Origin of the sequence: Mycobacterium sp. SMC-13 (genome assembly GCF_045311035.1) — a bacterium.
In the GTDB taxonomy this organism is placed as follows: domain Bacteria; phylum Actinomycetota; class Actinomycetes; order Mycobacteriales; family Mycobacteriaceae; genus Mycobacterium.
Window position 1 is genome coordinate 165214 of the sequence record NZ_JBJIAI010000011.1, and the last position, 16634, is coordinate 181847.

21 protein-coding genes are annotated in these 16634 nt (G+C 68.2%); 15 read left to right on the forward strand and 6 right to left on the reverse strand.

Annotation, left to right across the window (positions count from 1 at the left end):
• Window positions 1-5 precede the first annotated feature (5 nt).
• The gene (locus ACJH6I_RS17955; RefSeq protein WP_318985978.1) at window positions 6-1073 is read left to right on the forward strand and encodes an amidohydrolase family protein; all 1068 of its coding nucleotides are present in this window, start codon (window positions 6-8) and stop codon (window positions 1071-1073) included.
• 1 nt (window position 1074) lies between these two features.
• Here ACJH6I_RS17955 and ACJH6I_RS17960 read toward each other — a convergent pair whose 3' ends face one another.
• Both ACJH6I_RS17960 and ACJH6I_RS17965 read right to left on the reverse strand, forming a co-directional pair.
• Window positions 1075-1908, reverse strand: a complete 834-nt coding sequence (locus tag ACJH6I_RS17960) for a D-alanyl-D-alanine carboxypeptidase family protein (RefSeq protein ID WP_406784352.1) — start codon at window positions 1906-1908, stop codon at window positions 1075-1077.
• 74 nt (window positions 1909-1982) lie between these two features.
• A complete protein-coding gene (locus tag ACJH6I_RS17965) occupies window positions 1983-2861 on the reverse strand; it encodes a D-alanyl-D-alanine carboxypeptidase family protein (protein WP_406784353.1) in 879 nt (292 codons plus the stop codon).
• Between the two features lie 36 nt (window positions 2862-2897).
• On the opposite strand from ACJH6I_RS17965, the gene ACJH6I_RS17970 reads away from it, so the two are divergent.
• The 5 genes from ACJH6I_RS17970 (at window position 2898) to trmD (ending at window position 5443) form a co-directional block, all read left to right on the forward strand.
• A complete protein-coding gene (locus tag ACJH6I_RS17970) occupies window positions 2898-3329 on the forward strand; it encodes a nuclear transport factor 2 family protein (RefSeq protein ID WP_064979066.1) in 432 nt (143 codons plus the stop codon).
• Window positions 3330-3505: 176 nt separating this feature from the next.
• The gene (gene rpsP / locus ACJH6I_RS17975; protein ID WP_029105754.1) at window positions 3506-3976 is read left to right on the forward strand and encodes a 30S ribosomal protein S16; all 471 of its coding nucleotides are present in this window, start codon (window positions 3506-3508) and stop codon (window positions 3974-3976) included.
• Window positions 3973-4215 carry an RNA-binding protein gene (locus tag ACJH6I_RS17980; RefSeq protein WP_003881089.1) on the forward strand — a complete coding sequence of 81 codons (243 nt, stop codon included), beginning with the start codon at window positions 3973-3975 and terminating at the stop codon, window positions 4213-4215. Before rpsP ends, ACJH6I_RS17980 begins: the two co-directional genes overlap by 4 nt.
• A gap of 2 nt (window positions 4216-4217) precedes the next feature.
• Window positions 4218-4748, forward strand: coding sequence for a ribosome maturation factor RimM (rimM, locus tag ACJH6I_RS17985; RefSeq protein ID WP_318985979.1), 531 nt, complete (start codon window positions 4218-4220; stop codon window positions 4746-4748).
• 5 nt (window positions 4749-4753) lie between these two features.
• A complete protein-coding gene (gene trmD / locus ACJH6I_RS17990) occupies window positions 4754-5443 on the forward strand; it encodes a tRNA (guanosine(37)-N1)-methyltransferase TrmD (protein ID WP_212811891.1) in 690 nt (229 codons plus the stop codon).
• Between the two features lie 6 nt (window positions 5444-5449).
• Here trmD and ACJH6I_RS17995 read toward each other — a convergent pair whose 3' ends face one another.
• Complete coding sequence (locus tag ACJH6I_RS17995) at window positions 5450-6370, reverse strand: serine hydrolase (protein ID WP_318985980.1); 921 nt, start codon at window positions 6368-6370, stop codon at window positions 5450-5452.
• Between the two features lie 316 nt (window positions 6371-6686).
• Between ACJH6I_RS17995 and rplS the strand changes: the two genes are divergently transcribed.
• From rplS to ACJH6I_RS18020, 5 genes are all read left to right on the forward strand, one after another.
• Entirely contained in the window at window positions 6687-7028 is a 342-nt protein-coding gene (gene rplS / locus ACJH6I_RS18000) for a 50S ribosomal protein L19 (protein WP_020103768.1), read from the forward strand.
• Window positions 7029-7071: 43 nt separating this feature from the next.
• The gene (lepB, locus tag ACJH6I_RS18005; protein ID WP_318985981.1) at window positions 7072-7938 is read left to right on the forward strand and encodes a signal peptidase I; all 867 of its coding nucleotides are present in this window, start codon (window positions 7072-7074) and stop codon (window positions 7936-7938) included.
• Window positions 7939-7947: 9 nt separating this feature from the next.
• A complete protein-coding gene (locus ACJH6I_RS18010; protein WP_212811888.1) occupies window positions 7948-8631 on the forward strand; it encodes a ribonuclease HII in 684 nt (227 codons plus the stop codon).
• A 92-nt stretch (window positions 8632-8723) separates the two neighbouring features.
• Complete coding sequence (locus ACJH6I_RS18015; protein WP_003893809.1) at window positions 8724-9029, forward strand: DUF2469 domain-containing protein; 306 nt, start codon at window positions 8724-8726, stop codon at window positions 9027-9029.
• A gap of 3 nt (window positions 9030-9032) precedes the next feature.
• Entirely contained in the window at window positions 9033-9752 is a 720-nt protein-coding gene (locus ACJH6I_RS18020) for a TRIC cation channel family protein (protein WP_318985982.1), read from the forward strand.
• On the opposite strand, the gene ACJH6I_RS18025 is transcribed toward ACJH6I_RS18020, so the two are convergent.
• Entirely contained in the window at window positions 9743-10957 is a 1215-nt protein-coding gene (locus ACJH6I_RS18025) for a cytochrome P450 (RefSeq protein ID WP_318985983.1), read from the reverse strand. The genes ACJH6I_RS18020 and ACJH6I_RS18025 overlap by 10 nt on opposite strands.
• Window positions 10958-11099: 142 nt before the next feature.
• Between ACJH6I_RS18025 and ACJH6I_RS18030 the strand changes: the two genes are divergently transcribed.
• Together ACJH6I_RS18030 and ACJH6I_RS18035 are read left to right on the forward strand one after the other, a co-directional pair.
• Window positions 11100-11633 (forward strand): TetR/AcrR family transcriptional regulator, encoded by a 534-nt coding sequence (locus ACJH6I_RS18030; RefSeq protein WP_318985984.1) that lies wholly within the window; start codon window positions 11100-11102, stop codon window positions 11631-11633.
• Between the two features lie 60 nt (window positions 11634-11693).
• Window positions 11694-12362, forward strand: a complete 669-nt coding sequence (locus ACJH6I_RS18035) for a PadR family transcriptional regulator (RefSeq protein WP_020103763.1) — start codon at window positions 11694-11696, stop codon at window positions 12360-12362.
• Here ACJH6I_RS18035 and ACJH6I_RS18040 read toward each other — a convergent pair.
• Window positions 12359-13870, reverse strand: a complete 1512-nt coding sequence (locus tag ACJH6I_RS18040; protein WP_406784354.1) for a PTS transporter subunit EIIC — start codon at window positions 13868-13870, stop codon at window positions 12359-12361. The two genes, ACJH6I_RS18035 and ACJH6I_RS18040, sit on opposite strands and share 4 nt — an antisense overlap.
• A gap of 137 nt (window positions 13871-14007) precedes the next feature.
• Here ACJH6I_RS18040 and ACJH6I_RS18045 point away from each other — a divergent pair, with 137 nt between their 5' ends.
• Both ACJH6I_RS18045 and ACJH6I_RS18050 read left to right on the forward strand, forming a co-directional pair.
• Window positions 14008-14490, forward strand: coding sequence for a glucose PTS transporter subunit IIA (locus tag ACJH6I_RS18045; protein ID WP_318985985.1), 483 nt, complete (start codon window positions 14008-14010; stop codon window positions 14488-14490).
• A gap of 3 nt (window positions 14491-14493) precedes the next feature.
• On the forward strand, window positions 14494-14880 hold the full coding sequence (locus tag ACJH6I_RS18050; RefSeq protein ID WP_029118411.1) for a DUF2237 family protein: 387 nt from the start codon (window positions 14494-14496) through the stop codon (window positions 14878-14880).
• Window positions 14881-14884: 4 nt separating this feature from the next.
• Here ACJH6I_RS18050 and ACJH6I_RS18055 read toward each other — a convergent pair whose 3' ends face one another.
• Window positions 14885-16591: a 3-ketosteroid-delta-1-dehydrogenase gene (locus tag ACJH6I_RS18055; RefSeq protein ID WP_318985986.1), complete on the reverse strand. Its 1707-nt coding sequence runs from the start codon at window positions 16589-16591 to the stop codon at window positions 14885-14887.
• Window positions 16592-16634 lie beyond the last annotated feature (43 nt).

Genomic DNA, 16634 nt, shown 5'->3' on the forward strand with positions numbered 1-16634 from the left:
CCGCTGTGCGGGCGCTGCACATTCGCGGTCGGGGACTGCCCGACGGCGACGAGGTGCAGTGGTGGATACATCAGGGTGTGCTCTCGGCCGAGCCGATCGCGAACGCCGAGACGATCTTCGACGGTGGCTGGGTCATCCCCGGTCTGGTCGACGCGCACTGCCACGTCGGCATCGGTCCGGGTGGCCCCGTCGAACTCGACGAGGCCGAGCGCCAGGCCGAGACCGAGCGGCAGGCCGGTGCGCTGCTGCTGCGCGATGCCGGATCGCCCGTCGACACCCGTGACTTCGACGACCGTGACGACCTGCCGCGGATCATCCGCGCGGGACGGCACCTGGCCCGGCCCAAGCGTTACATGCCCGGGTTGCCGATCGACATCGAGGACGAATCGCAGCTGCCGCAGTACGTCGCCGAGCAGGCCCGGCGCGGTGACGGCTGGGTGAAGCTGGTCGGCGACTGGATCGACCGGGGAGTGGGTGACCTGGCGCCGCTGTGGTCCGACGACGTCCTCAAAGAAGCCATCGACGCCGCCCACGCCAACGGTGCGCGCGTCACGGCGCATGTGTTCGGCGAGGATGCGTTGCCGGGGCTGATCAACGCCGGGATCGACTGCATCGAGCACGGCACCGGGATCACCGACGACATCATCGAGCTGATGCTGGCCCACGGCACGGCGCTGGTGCCGACCCTGATCAACATCGAGAACTTCCCCGGGATCGCGGAGAAGGCGACCAAGTTCCCGGCATACGCCAAGCACATGCGCGATCTCTACGCGACGTGCCCGCAGCGCGTCGGCGCCGCGCACGAGGCCGGCGTGCCCATCTACGCGGGCACCGACGCCGGCGGCATGATCGCCCATGGCCGCATCGCCGACGAGGTCGCCGCCCTCGGCCGGGTGGGCCTGAGCCCGACGGACGCGTTGGGCGCGGCAAGCTGGAACGCACGAAAGTGGTTGCGGCGTCCGGGCTTGGAGCACGGCGCCTCGGCCGATCTCGTCTGCTACGCCGACGATCCGCGACTCCCGGGCGTCCTCGACCATCCCGACCTGGTGATCCTGCGCGGCCGGGTCTACTGACTCACGTGTACTGGCTGAAGCCCCAGTCGAACAACTGTCTCGCCTGCGGGTAGAGATCGCCGGTGCCGTACATCTGCACCACGACCAGCCGGTGGTTCCCGCGCTGCGCGGCGCCGACGTACGTCTTGCGGGCCCGGTCCGTGTAGCCCGTCTTGCCGGCGAAATCGCCGGGGTACCCCGTCAACAGCTCGTTCTGACTGGTCAGGGTCTTGCCGGGAAACTGCGCCGACGTCTGCCGGAAAATCTCGGCGATCACCGGGTAGGTCAGCGCCGCCCGGTAGATCACCCCGAGGTCGCGCGGCGTGGTCAGCGATTCCCAGCCGGGACCGTCGAGTCCGGACGGTGAGCCGGCGCGGGTGCTGCGGGCGCCGAGCGCCGCGGCCTTGCGATTCATGGCCGCCACCGTGACGCGCTGGCCGCCGAGCATGTCGGCCAGCATGTTCGCGGCGTCGTTGCCCGACACCATGAGCAGGGCATCGAGGAGCTGGCGGACCGAGTACACCTGGCCGGGTTTGAGCCCGACGCACGAGCACTCGACTTTGGTGTGCGACTCGTTGGCCCGTCCCAGCGCGTCCGGACGCAGGTTGTCCAGGACGACCATGGCCAACAGCGGTTTGATGGTGCTGGCCGGCGCGTATGAGCCGCCCGGATCCTGCGACGCCAGCACCTGGCCGGTATCGAGGTCGGCGACCAGCCAGGCTTTGGCCGGGCCGTTGGCGAATGCCTGTGCGCCCGTGGGTTGCCCGGCGGGTTCGGCCGTCGCGGACGGTGTGGCGATCGGCGTCACCAGTAGTGCGCCGAGGGCCAGCGCGGTCGCCGTGAACAGTTTGCGCACGAGCGCCGACGCTACGGAACCCAGGCTGCGATCAGCTCGCGCGGAGATTCCGGTCGGGTCTCGGTTGGTTCGGTCTACAGCGAGCCGACGCTGACCGAGCGGTCCTGCGCGAAACCCCAATCGAGCAACTGCGAGGCCTGATCCCAGTAGGTCGGCCCGCCTTCGCGCACCATGCCGTACATCATCGCGATGACCAGGCGGCGGCCGCCGCGGTCGGCGGCGCCCACGTAGGTCTTCTTGGCGGCGTTGGTGAACCCGGTCTTGCCGCCGATGGCGCCCGGATACCGCTGCAGCAGCTGGTTCTCGTTGACGATCTGCTCGTTGCCGTTCTTGCCGGGGAACGTCGCGGCGGGCTGCGCGGTGATCTGCGCGAAGTACGGATTGGCCATCGCGGCCCGGAAGATGATGGCCAGGTCGCGGGGAGTGGTCCAGCCCGAACCGCCCGCGCCGTCGAGGCCCGACGGGGTGGCGGCGTGGGTGTCGACGGCGCCGATGGCGGCGGCCTTGGCGTTCATCTTCGCGACGGCGACGTCGTAGCCGCCGATCATGTCGGCCAGGGCGTTGGCGGCGTCGTTGCCCGAGGCGAGGAGCACCGCGTCCAGCAGTTGGCGCGCGGTGTACACGTGGCCGGGGACGATGCCGGCGCAGTTGCACTCCACCTGGGTGTCGGCGACGGTGCCGGCCACGGTCGCGTCCAGGTTCGGCAGTTCACCGAGCGCGGTCAGTGCCAGCAGCGTCTTGATGGTGCTGGCGGGCGGATGCCGCAGGTCGATGTCCTGTCCGGCGAGGATCTGGCCCGAGTCCATGTCGGCGACGATCCACGCCGGGGCCGGCCCTGCCGGGATCTGTACGGTGCCGACCGGCTGGATGTCGGGGTCAGCGGCCGCAACCGGCGGCGCGGCGAGGAACACGAGCGTCAGGGTCGCCATGACGGCGGTTGCGAACCTTCCCATGGAGCCAGCAGCCTACTGGTGGTGTTCAATCGGTTCATGCTGAGTCTGGAAGAGATCTCGGACCGTCTGGAAATCCAACAGCTGTTGATCGCGTACTCGACGGCCATCGATACCCGCCAATTCGATGATCTGGCAAAGGTTTTCACGCCGGATGCCTACATCGACTACCGCGCGATGGGCGGCATCGACGGGCATTTCCCCGAGGTCAAGGAATGGCTGGCGCAGGTGCTGCCGAATTTCCCGGCCTATGCGCACATGCTCGGCAACTTCGACGTCACCATCACCGGCGACACCGCGAAGTCACGCACCATCTGTTTCAACCCGATGGTGCTGCCCGCGGCGGACGCCGACGCACAGCCCCAGGTGCTGTTCTGCGGCCTCTGGTACGAGGACGAGTTCGTCCGTACCGCCGAGGGCTGGCGTATGACGCGCCGCGTCGAGACGAAGTGTTTCGACCGGGTGGTCTGAGTCGCCGTTCACGGGATTTGGGCCGGTCGCGGCTGCTCTGGCAGAATGGTCGGCTGTCTGTCCGCGACCCGTTCAATGCGCCGCGCGGCGGTCACACACGTGAGGCAAGACCGGACCGGGCAATCCGCCCGAGTCGCTGAATTGCAGCGTGGCAATCATCAGGAGAAGTGCAGAACATGGCTGTCAAGATCAAGCTCACCCGGCTTGGCAAGATCCGCAACCCCCAGTACCGCATCATCGTCGCCGACGCGCGCACCCGCCGCGACGGCCGCGCCATCGAGGTCATCGGCCGGTACCACCCGAAGGAAGAGCCGAGCCTGATCGAGATCGATTCGGAGCGCGCGCAGTACTGGCTGGGCGTCGGCGCACAGCCGACCGAGCCGGTCGCCGCCCTGCTGAAGATCACGGGTGACTGGCAGAAGTTCAAGGGCCTGCCGGGCGCCGAGGGCACCCTGAAGGTCAAGGAGCCCAAGCCGTCCAAGCTGGACCTGTTCAACGCCGCGCTGGCGAACGCCGACGCCGCTCCCGGTGGCGAGGCCGTCACGCTGAAGAAGCGCAAGGACAAGAAGGAAGAAGCGGCTGAGGCTGCCGCCGAGACCGAGGCTGCCGAGGCCACTGAGGCCGAGGCCGAAGCGCCCGCCGAATGAGCAGCGTCGTCGTCGACGCCGTAGAGCACCTGGTCCGCGGGATCGTCGACAACCCCGACGATGTCCGGGTCGACATGGTGACCAGCCGCCGCGGTCGTACCGTCGAGGTGCACGTGCACCCCGATGACCTGGGCAAGGTCATCGGGCGCGGCGGCCGCACGGCCACTGCGCTGCGGACACTGGTCGCCGGCATCGGCGGCCGGGGCATCCGCGTCGACGTGGTGGACACCGACCAGTAAATATGGACCTCGTGGTCGGCCGCGTCGTCAAGGCGCACGGCATCAGCGGCGAGGTTGTCGTCGAAGTACGTACCGATGATCCCGGCGAGCGTTTCTCGCCGGGATCATCACTGCGTGGCAAGCCCGGTGCGCGCAGCACCGAGCGCGCCGAACGTACCTATGTGATCGACGCCGTTCGTGAGCACGGCGGGCGGCTGCTGGTGCGGCTGGCCGGTGTGAACGATCGCAATGCGGCAGATGCGTTGCGCGGCACGCTGTTCCTGGTGGACTCCGCCAGCCTGCCGCCCATCGATGAGCCCGACGAGTTCTACGATCACCAGCTCGAGGGCCTCAAGGTCCGCACCGTCGACGGTGTCGACGTGGGTGTGGTGACCGAGGTGCTGCACACCCCGGGCGGCGAATTGCTGTCCATCCGAACGGAATCTGGTGCCGAGGTGCTGGTGCCGTTCGTCACCGCGATGGTGCCGACGGTGTCGCTGGCCGACGGTCTGGTGGAGATCGATCCGCCCGACGGCCTGCTCGAGTTGGATTGATACCCATGCGGATTGACGTCGTCACCATTTTCCCGGCGTATCTCGACGCGCTGCAGCAGTCCCTGCCGGGCAAGGCGATCGCCAACGGCACTGTCCAACTCGGTGTGCACGACCTGCGGAACTGGACGCATGACGTCCACAAGTCGGTCGACGATTCGCCGTACGGCGGCGGGCCCGGCATGGTGATGAAGGCGCCGGTGTGGGGTGCCGCCCTCGACGAAATCTGCACGCCGGAAACGGTTTTGGTGGTCCCGACGCCGGCGGGCCGGCTGTTCACGCAGGAACACGCGCACCGCTGGACCGGCGAGAAGCACCTGGTGTTCGCGTGCGGCCGCTACGAGGGCATCGACCAGCGGGTCGCCGACGACGCTGCCCGGCGTATGCGGGTCGAAGAGGTGTCGATCGGTGACTACGTGCTGCCCGGTGGTGAGTCCGCGGCGCTGGTCATGATCGAGGCCGTGGTGCGATTGCTGCCCGACGTCCTGGGCAATCCGGCGTCACACCAGGATGATTCGCATTCGGCGCACGTCGGGGGAGTGCTGGAGGGGCCGAGTTACACGCGGCCGCCGGTCTGGCGTGACCTCGAGGTGCCCCCGGTGCTGTTGTCGGGCGACCACGCCAAGGTCGCGGCCTGGCGCCGCGAGCAGGGTCTGCAGCGGACGCGCGAGCGCCGGCCGGACCTGTTGCCCGACTAGCCCCGGCTAGTTGATCCGCCCGCCCGGGAACATCGTCTTCACGGCGTTGGTGATGGTCGCGCGTGCCGTGGCGTCGTCGGTGGGCTGCAGTGAGCCGATCGCCATGACGTAGCGCCGGTCGGCGCCGATCACGCCGGTGGACATGTGCATCCAGTTGTTGCCGCCCCAATCCGGCATCCAGCCCTGCTTCACCGCGACCGGTTCGCCGTACAGACCGTCCGGGATGCCGAAGCGCTGCGGGTAGCCGTCGGCGCCGGTGGGCGTGGATGCGGCCAGGTTGGCCAGGATGATGCTGGCCCGCTCGGGCGGGAGCCCGCCGGAGCCGTTCAGCAACTGGTCGTAGTAGTGCACCAGGTCGGTGGTGGTGCTCATGGTGTTCCACCACTTGCCGTCGTAGGGCACCGAGGTCCCGGTCAGCCCGTAGCGGGCCGCGACGCGGCTGACGACGCTGTTGCCGCCGCTGCGATTCCAGAACACCTCCGCCGCGGAGTCGTCCGACGAGCGCAGCATGGTGTCCAGCGACTGACGGTCGGCCGCGGTGAGCTCGATCTGGCCCTTCGCCTCCTGCAGCAGCAGATCGTCGGCGATGAACAACTTGGCCACCGACGCGATGGGCATGGCGGACTTGTTGCCGGCGGCGATCAGCTGGCCGGTGTTGCGATCGAGAACCGCGGCGCTCATCGACGCGCCGGCCGCCGCCGCATCACTGGTGGCGGTCCGTTCGCGGGCATCGAGGCCCGCCAGGGCAGCGGCGGGCTCGGTGGCCGGGGCCTCCGGCATCTCCAGGGCGGTGACGACCGGGACGACGGTCAGCGCGATCCGGTTCGGCGGCGGCGCCCCGTAGACCTTGGCCTCGCAACCAGCTGTGAGCATCACCGTTGCCGCGGCAGCGGTGATGGTCAGCAGCTTCGCGTGCTGCGGGCGCATGGGTCTCCTCAGATCACGGTGGATAAAAATCTGATTGATCAGCGTAACCGGTAAACGTGTGTTGGGTGTGACGACTGTGACGGTGCCGCGTGTGATGTCGGCTGCACCGGCCCGGCGGGGGTCACGATTTCGTCACCCGGCGGCTGTCTGGCACAATTGAGCAGTTGTCTGCGCTGGGCGCGGGGTCGGCGTCTGTTTCGGATGTGTCCCCGCCCGCTACGGCATCCGACCAACGTCCGTAAAGAGAATGGCTTTTCCGTCGCGCCGCATGGTGTCCGGCGGCTGTAGCCCGCGAGTTAGCAAGGAAGTGTCACCGATGAAAACGCTGGACTTCGTCGACCAGGCGTCGCTGCGCGACGACATCCCGGCCTTCAACCCCGGCGACACCCTCAATGTGCACGTCAAGGTCATCGAGGGCAACAAGCACCGCATCCAGGTGTTCAAGGGCGTCGTGATCCGTCGTCAGGGTGGCGGCATCGGTGAGACCTTCACCGTCCGCAAGGAGAGCTACGGCGTCGGCGTCGAGCGGACCTTCCCGGTGCACTCGCCGAACATCGACCACATCGACGTCGTCACCCGCGGTGACGTCCGTCGCGCCAAGCTGTACTACCTGCGCGAGCTCCGTGGCAAGAAGGCCAAGATCAAGGAAAAGCGCTGAGCTTGTTCGGCGACTCTTCCGCCGAGCTGATTAGCCTGGTGCCGTGACCGGCCCAAGCGAAGACAGCACCACTCCGGACAGTCCGGCGACGGACGACGCCGACACGACAGCGACCGCCGACCCGGTCAAGGCAGACGAGGCCCGCAAGGCCGAAGATGCCGACGAGAAGCCGAAGTCGAAGCTGGCCGCGCTGCGTGAGGGCGTCGTCCTCGTCGTCACTGCGGTGCTGCTGTACTACCTCGTGCTGACGTTCGTCGCGCGGCCGTACCTGATTCCGTCGGAATCCATGGAGCCCACGCTGCACGGCTGCAGCGGCTGCGTCGGCGACCGCATCATGGTGGACAAGCTGACCTACCGGTTCAGCTCGCCGGAGCCGGGCGACGTGGTGGTCTTCAAGGGCCCGCCGAACTGGAACATCAGCTACAAGTCGATCCGTTCGGACAACCCGACGATGCGCTGGATTCAGAACGCGCTCTCGGTCGTCGGCTTCGTGCCGCCCGATGAGAACGATCTGGTGAAGCGCGTCATCGCCGTGGGTGGTCAGACCGTGCAGTGCCGCAACTCGACGGGACTGACGGTCGACGGCAAGAAGCTCAAGGAGCCGTACCTGGACCCGGCGACCATGATGGTCGACCCGGCGACAGATCCGTGCCTGGGCAACGAGTTCGGCCCGGTGAAGGTGCCGGACGGTCGGCTCTGGGTGATGGGCGACAACCGCACCCACTCGGCGGACTCGCGCGCGCACTGCACGAACACACCGGCGGACGCCATCAACGCGCTGATGTGCACCGGTGACCCGACCGCGGGTACCGTGCCCGTCGCCAACGTGATCGGCAAGGCCCGGTTCATCGCGTGGCCGCCGTCGCGCTGGGGTGGTGTCGTCACGGTCAATCCGCAGACCGGTCAATAAGGTTCTTCGGTGTCCGTTTGGCCGCCTCGCACGGTGATCCGCAAGTCCGCGGGCCTGCGCACGCTGGAGTCGGCGCTGTACCGCGGCGGCCTCGGTCCGGTGGCCGGGGTCGACGAGGTCGGCCGTGGGGCCTGCGCCGGCCCGCTCGTCGTGGCGGCCTGCGTGCTGGGCCCGAATCGGCTGGAAAGCCTGGCCGCCCTTGATGATTCGAAGAAGCTGAACGAAGCCGAACGGGAACGGCTGTTCCCGTTGATCCGGCGTTACGCGCTCGCGTACCACGTGGTGTTCATCCCGTCGGTCGAGGTCGACCGGCGCGGGGTGCACATCGCCAACATCGAGGGCATGCGCCGCGCGGTCGCGGGCCTGTCCGTGCGGCCGGGGTACGTGCTGTCCGACGGGTTCCGGGTGCCGGGCCTGTCGGTGCCGTCGCTGCCGGTGGTCAGCGGGGACGCCGCGGCGGCCTGTATCGCCGCCGCCAGCGTGCTGGCCAAGGTGAGCCGCGACCGCCTGATGGTCGAGATGGACACCGTGCACCCGGGCTACGGGTTTGCGGTACACAAGGGGTACAGCACCGCCGCCCACACCGCGGCGCTGGCCGAACTGGGGCCCTGCCCCGAACACCGGTTCTCGTTCGCCAATGTGCGCAAGCTCGCTGCCAACCCGGCGATAGGGCAGCGCTGCCGATCCGGGTAGGGGAAAATGGGAACCGGCCGCCGATCCGAACCAGACATGGCCCTGCAACACCGAGTAAACCGAAGGACCGCTGAACTGATGAGTCTGTGCCGATGAGTGCCGAGGATCTCGAGAAGTATGAAACCGAGATGGAGCTCTCGCTGTACCGCGAGTACAAGGACATCGTCGGGCAGTTCAGTTACGTCGTCGAGACGGAGCGGCGGTTCTATCTGGCCAACAGCGTCGAGCTGATCCCGCGCAACGCCGACGGAGAGGTCTACTTCGAGCTGCGTCTGGCCGATGCCTGGGTCTGGGACATGTACCGGCCGGCGCGGTTCGTCAAGCAGGTCCGGGTGATCACCTTCAAAGATGTCAACATCGAAGAGGTCGAGAAGCCCGAGCTGCGCCTGCCCGAATAGCCCGTGCCGACCCTCGGCGAGCTGTTCGCCGTCATCGACCTGGCCGGTGTCCTGACCAACGCGATCCTGGGCGGCATCGTCGCCCGCGACGAGCGCATGGATCCGATCGGTTTCCTGACGCTGGCACTGCTGTCCGGGCTGGGCGGCGGCATCATCCGCGACACCCTGCTGCAGCACGGACCGCCGGTGGCGCTCACGGACTTTCGCTACGCGCTGTGCGCGGTGATCGGCGCGGCGATCGCGTTCCTGATGCCGATCGGCGGTCGCGGCTGGCAGGCGGTGTTTCCCTACGTGGACGCGCTGGCCCTCGGTTGTTGGGCGACCGCCGGTGCGCAGAAGACGCTGGCGCTGGGGCTCGGCTGGGTGCCGGCCCTGCTGCTGGGCACCATCACGGCGGTCGGCGGCGGCGCATTGCGGGATCTCACGACGCACCGGGTACCGCAGATTTTCGGTGGCAACACGCTGTACGCGACGAGCGCGCTCGCGGCCAGCGCGGTGGTGGCCGGGTTCTGGAATCTGGGGCTGGCGCAGACCGGCGTTCTCGTGGGCACCGCGGTCGGGGCCGGACTGTGCCTGATCTCGCGTCGCCGTGGCTGGCAGCTGTGGGGTGGACTGTCGTGGGAGTACAGCTTCAGCCGCAAGCCGGGGCAGCGGCTGCCACATGTGTCGGTGCGGATGGTGCGGGACGACGCCGGTGGCGCCACCGGCGACGGTCAGCGGTAGCGCAGCTCCAGTCGTAGGTGCCGGCGGACCATGAGGCTCGGCACCCATTCGGCGCCGGCGAGCTCGAACCAGTTGGTGGCCTCGAGCAGCGTGGTGATCCCGAGGCGGGCCTCGGTGCGGGCCAGCGCCGCGCCGACGCAGAAATGCAGGCCCTTCCCGAACGCCAGGTGATTGCGCAGGTTCGGCCGGCCCAGTTGCAGCCGGTCGGGGTCGTCGAAGGCCGCCGGGTCGCGGTTTGCCGACCCCCAGAGCAGGAGCAGGTGGCCGTCTTTGGGCAGCGGCACACCCGCCAGCGTGGTGTCCCGCCGGATGTGCCGGTGATGGTTGCGAAACGGCGACTCCAGTCGCAGCGTCTCCTCCAGGAGCGCGGGGACCAGTTGCGGGTCACGGCGCACCTGTTCCTGGACGTCGGGGTGGGTGGCGAGGAGCCGCGCGGCGTTGCCCATCAGCCCGGCGGTGGACTCACCGCCGGCGCCGACCAGCTGCAGCAGCATCAGCACCGCCACCTCGGCCGTGACGGTGTTCTGGGCCACCGCACGGGTGAGGTCACCGAGCAGGTTTTCACCCGGATTCGCCTGTGCCTCAGCGAATTTGGCGTACAGGTAGCCGGCGAGTTGTGCCGACGTCTCGACCGCGGTGCCGATGTGCTCGAGGTCGAAGACGCCACTGAGCAGTTCGGTGCTGCCGTAGCCCCACTGCACCAGCTGCGGCACGTCGTCGTCGGGCAGCCCGATGAGCCTGGCCACCAACGTCATCGGCAGGCGGTCGCCGATGGCGGACATCCACTCGATGCGGCCGTCCGCCGCCGCGTCGTCCCACAGCTGCCGGGCGATGTCGGCGATCGCCGGCTCGAGGGCCCGAATCCTCTTGGCCACCAACGCCGGTAGCACCAGTTTGCGTTCGTGCGCATGACGCGGTTCATCGCCGGTGGCGAGGACATGTCCGGCGGTGTCGACGGCTCCCATGTCGAAGGTTCCCGGCCGAACCGTCCCGGTCTGCGCTCCGGCATTCACCAGCGTGGCGGTCAGGTTGGAGGAGAAGTCCTCCGGGCGGCCGACGGCTTCCTGTACGGCATCCCAGGTGGTGGCCAGGTAGAAGTCGGTGCCGGGCACGCGGTGCACCGGACCGGCCAGGCGGAGCTGCGCATAACAGTCATACGGATCGTCCAGCGTGGACGGGCTGAGCAGATCTGAAACTAGTTGCACGCCTTGAGTTTTGGGCTCCCATAACGGCATGTCAAGGCCGGAATTCGGCTGTCTCACGCACGGTCTGCGAGCTGCGGTGATGCAGACGGATTGAGAATTTTCGTCTCGCTATGAGACAAATCAATGGATTAGTATCAGGCCGATGGACTGGCTGATCGGCGCCGACCGCCGCGACGCGGGCATCGAACGCATCTATGCCGCCGCGGCCGCCAGCGCCGCGACCCGAGGCCTGGACCGGTTGAACATCGACGAGGTCGCCGCCAGCGTGGGCTGTTCGCGCGCCACGGTGTACCGGCACGTCGGCGGCAAACAGGCGCTGCGCGACGGGGTGCTGGCGCGCGCGGTCATGCGGGTCGGGCAGGAGATCGCGCAGGCGGTGGCCGGGCACACCGGGCCCGAGCGGATCGCGGCGGCCGTGCTGACGTCCCTGCGGGTGGTCCGGGCGGACCCGCTGGCCTCGGGTGTGGTGCGTGCCGGAGCCCTCGTCGACTTCGACTCACCCCGGCTCTCGCAGGCGGCGGCCGAGCTGACGGGCATCACGGATCCGCTGCTCGCGGACTGGATCGTGCGGGTTGTACTGTCGTTGCTGTGCTGGCCGTTGGCCGACGAAAAGGCCGAAGAGCTGGTGGTACGCCGGTATGTGGCCGCCGTAGCCCCGCCGGCGGGTGGTAAATGACTGTCCCGACAGGCGGTCATGACTGGGGCCTTTGCGGCAATAGATTGTTAGGCTAAACAGATGGCAAGCAAGCCGCAGAGCAAACCGTCGCTGGCGGCGACGAGTTGGACGCTGCTGGGCATGTTGTCGTACGAAGAGGAACTCAGCGGCTACGACATCAAGAAGTGGATCGACTGGAGCGTCGGTTTCTACTACTGGAGCCCGTCGTACAGCCAGATCTACACCGAGCTGAAAAAGCTTGAGGGACTTGGCTATCTCGAGTCCCGCGTCGAGCAGGACGAAGGCCTGCGCACGCGCCGTCTGTACAAGATCACCGAGTCCGGCATGGCTGCCGTGACCGACTGGACCAACAACGCTCCCGTCGACCCGCCGGTGCTCAAACACAGTGTGCTGCTGCGGGTTACGTTCGGCCACCTGAGCAACCCGACCCGGCTGCGGGAGCTGCTCGAGCAGCACGTCGCCTACTGCGAGGCCATGGAGCGGCAGGCCGCCGAGGACTCCGACGGCGCCAAGGCCCAGCCGGTGTGGGCGTATTCGGTGATCGCGCTGCGCTGGGCGGCCAAGTACTACGCCGCCGAGCGGGAACTGGCGCTCGAACTGATGAAGGACATCGACGACGCCGACGCGGTGCTACAGACCGCGGCGAAAGGCGTTGCGGGCATGCCGCGTTCGATGCCGGGCCTGTGGCGTGAGGTCGAGCGCGAGGTTCAGGGCCGCCACGACGTCTAGAGGATCGCGGCGATGTCGTTCTTGAGGGCTTCGGAGTCGGTGCCGAAAACCGCTTGGACACTGTTGCCGACCTCGATGACGCCCGCGGCGCCGAGACTCTTCAGCCGGTCCTGATCCACCTTGCTCGTGTCGGCGACCTCGATGCGCAGCCGCGTGATGCATGCGTCGACGGCGACGAGGTTGCCCCGCCCACCGAAGGCCGCGATCACCTGCTCCGGCCTCGAATCCGCGCCTTCGCCGAGATTGGCCTGCTCCTCGGCTTCGAATTCGGTATCCGGCTCCCGGCCCGGGGTCCGCAGATTCCACTTCGTGATGGCGAACCGGAACAGCACGTAGTAGACGACGAAGAAGACGACACCCATGCCGATGAGCAGCGGGATGTTCTTCGCGGCCGGGGCGGTGCCGTAGAGGAGGAGGTCGGCCAGTCCCGCGGAGAAGGAGAAGCCGAGGTGGATGTCGAGCAGGTACGCGACCGCCAGCGACAGCCCGGTCAGCACGGCGTGGATGACGTACAGCGGGAACGCCACGAACATGAACGAGAATTCGAGCGGCTCGGTGACCCCGGTCAGCAGCGCGGTCAGCGCAGCCGCCGACAGGATGCCGACGGCGACCTTCCGCTGTTTCTTGTCGGCCACGTGGATCATCGCCAGGGCGGCGGCCGGCAATCCGAACATGAGCACCGGGTAGAACCCCGATGTGAGGATGCCCGCGGTCGGGTCGCCCGAGGCGAAGCGTGTGAGTTCACCCGTGACGACGTGGCCGTCGGGGGTCTGATAGTCGCCGTAGAGGAACCACACGTAGGAATTCGGGATGTGGTGCAGGCCCAGGGGGATCAGCATGCGGTTGGCGAATCCGTAGACGAACGCGCCGAAGGCCCCAGAACCGCCGATGAACCTGCCCAGGCCGGTCAGGCCCGCGTCGAACAGCGGATAGCAGTAGCTCATCGCGAACGCGAGGAACAGGCACGCGATCGACACCACGATGGGGACGAACCGCCTGCCCCCGAAAAACCCGAGGTACGCGGGTAATTGGATGGTGTGGTAGCGGTCGAAGAGCCACGCGGTGAGCAGGCCGACCACGATTCCCGCGAACACGCTGTAGTTGATCTGGGCCTGGGCGCCTGCCTTGTCGACCTCGCCGGCCAGCACGACGGGCGACATGGTCTTGAACACCGACTGCACCACGAGGTAGCCGACGACGGCGGCCAGCGCTGTCGAGCCGTCGGCCTTCCTGGCGAACCCGATGGCCACGCCGACGGCGAACAGCAGCGGGAGGTTGGTGAACAGTGCGTCGCCGGCAGCGCTCATCGCGTGGACGAACGGCCCGATGACGGGCGCCTTGATCTTGCCCAGCAGGTCGTCCTGGCCCAGCCGGAGCAGGATTCCCGCCGCGGGCAGCACGGCGATCGGCAGCATGAGGCTCTTGCCGAGCCGTTGCAGTTGAGCGAAGCCGGGGATGCGCAGGTCCGACTTTTCCTGTGCACCTGAGATTTTCGCTGTGCCGTTCATGTGCGAGACCCTTCTCTGCCGCAGAAACGCCACTCGGCGCGAGAGCTTTGCGGCAGCTTAGACGAGAACCTGCGTCCGTGAGAGCTCGTTCGGCGGCGCTCGTATTGTGGGAGCGCACGAACAGAGGAGATACGCCAGTGAGTCAGACGTCAGTTCTCGCCCCGGTCGCGGGGCGCGCGGTTCGGCTCGAGGAAGTCCCGGACCCCGTGTTCTCGGCGGGCATGGTCGGCTACGGCGCCGCGATCGACCCGCCGCGCGGCGTGATCGAGGCCGTCGCCCCGGTCACCGGCAGACTCCTGAAACTCATGCCGCACGCCTACGTCGTCCTGACCTCGGACAACGTGGGCGTTCTCGTGCACCTCGGCCTGGACACCGTCACGCTCGACGGTGACGGTTTCACGGCTCATGTCAGTCAGGGTGACGACGTCACCGCGGGGCAGGTCGTGATCGGCTACGACGTGCCCGCGGTCGAGGCCAGGGGGCTCAATCCCATTGTCGCCGTGGTGGTGATGGACCAACGTGTGCCGGAGAACGTGACCTTGTCGGCCGCGGTCACTTCCGGTGCGGACATCGAGTGCGGGGCAAGCCTTTTCACCGCGAGCAAGGTAAGGAAGGATTGACCGGTGGCAGATCGCAATGTGCTCGGTGCTCCGCTGGAACCGTGTGGCACCGAACCGCTGACGGGCTTCTACCGTGACGGCTGCTGCTCGACCGGGCCCGAGGACGCCGGCCGGCACACCATCTGCGCCGTCGTGACCGGCGAGTTCCTGGCGCACCAGCGTTCGATAGGCAACGACCTGTCCACGCCGATGCCGGAGTACCGCTTCCCGGGCCTGTCGCCCGGCGACCGCTGGTGCGTGACCGCGGTGAACTGGCTGCGGGCGCACAACGACGGATACGCGGCACCGGTGGTGCTCGCCTCCACACACGAGCGGACGCTCGAGGTCGTGCCGCTCGAGGTGCTCCAGGCGTACGCCGTCGACGTGCCCGACGACCTCGGCGGGCTCTGAGCTCTTACAACTTCCCGGCGGCATCCCGTCCGGCGATGTAGCCGTACACCAGGCCCTGCGCGATGGTCGCGCCCGCGCCCGGGTAGACGGCGCCGAAGGCGTTGGCCGCGGTGTTCCCCAGCGCGTACAGGCCTTCGATGACGCCGCCGTCCTCCCTGCGGACCCGGCCGCGCTCGTCGGCCACCACGCCGCCGCAGGTGCCGAGGTCGCTCAGCGTCATCTTCACCGCGTAGAACGGGCCCTTGACCAGCGGGCGCAGGTTCGGGTTGGGCGTCACCGTCGGATCACCGTAGTAGCGGTCGTAGGCACTGAGACCGCGGTCGAAATCGGGATCGATGCCGGCGGCCGCGCTCTCGTTGAACCGCGCCATGGTCCGCTCGAAATCGGCGGCCGGGACTCCCATCTGGGCCGCCAGATCGGCGAAGTTGGTGGCCTTGGCGGCGATACCGGCCCGGTACCAGGACTTGGGCAGCGGCATCCGCGGGAACGAGCCGGCGGCGAAGACGTAGCTGTTGCGGTACTTCTGGTCGAACACGATCCACATCGACTCGACGGGCGTGCCGGCCCGCTCGAGTTCGAGCACGCGCTGGCCGAACGACATGTAGTCGGTCGACTCGTTGGCGAAGCGCTTGCCGTCCTGATCGACGATGAGTGAGCCGGGCAGCGAGCGCTCGGCCAGCAGCACGGCGGGCGGGCGGCCGTTCGCGGACGCGACTGCCGGGAACCACCAGGCCTGGTCCATCAACGCCGTGGCGGCACCGAGGTCGGTGGCCGCGCGGATGGCCTCACCGGTGTTGGAATCGGCGCCGAGGCTCTCGTGGCCGCCGAGCGAATCGGACTGGTACTTGTGGCGCATCGCCATGTCGTGATCGAAGCCACCGGCCGCCAGCACCACACCGCGCGTGGCGGTGACGGTGACCTCACCGCCGCCGTGCGACAGCACCGCGCCGGTGACGCGCTGACCGTCACCGGTCAGCCGGACCAGCGACGTGTCGGTCCAGATGGGGATGCCGGCCCGCAGCACACCGGCGAACAGCCCGGCCGCCAGCGCCTGACCACCGGCGATGTACTCGCGTCCCAGCAGCTTGCCGCCGACGCCCTGCGCGAGCCGTTTGGCGATGAGCGGCAAGCCTTTTCGCGGCACCCGCGCCATCAGGTTCATCCATTTGTAGTCCGCGCCGGTCGTCGGCATCGGGACCTTGACCTCCATGACACCGCCGCGCAGCCGGTCCCGGTAGGCGCCCAGCACGCCGGCGTCGAGCGGGCGGCATTCGCAGGTGCGCCCGGTGGCGCGGCCGCCCGGTCGCTCGGGGTGGTAATCGGAGTACTCGCGGGCCCAGAACAGCCGCATCGGGGTGGTGCGGCCCAGCATGTCGACGGTCGCGTTGACGTGCTGCAGGAAGCCCGCCGAGCGGGCCGCCGGTGCGGTGCCGTCGACGACGGCGTCGAGGTACGTCGCGGCGCGGTCGGCGGTGTCGGCGGTGCCCTTGTCGGTCAGCAGGGGAGTCGTCGGCAGCCACAGGGCGCCACCCGAGCGGGCGGTGGACCCGCCGATGTCGGAGGCCTTCTCGGCAACCAGGACGTTCAGCCCCGATTCATGACCGCTCAGCGCGGCGGCCAGGCCGGTACCGGAACCGATCACCAGCAGATCGACGGTGGTGTCGGTGATGTCGAGGCCGGCCGGAATCGTGGCCGCGGCAGATGTCGTCACGGCCGCCAAGCGTATTGCGACAGACCGATTTCCGGCCTCGCGC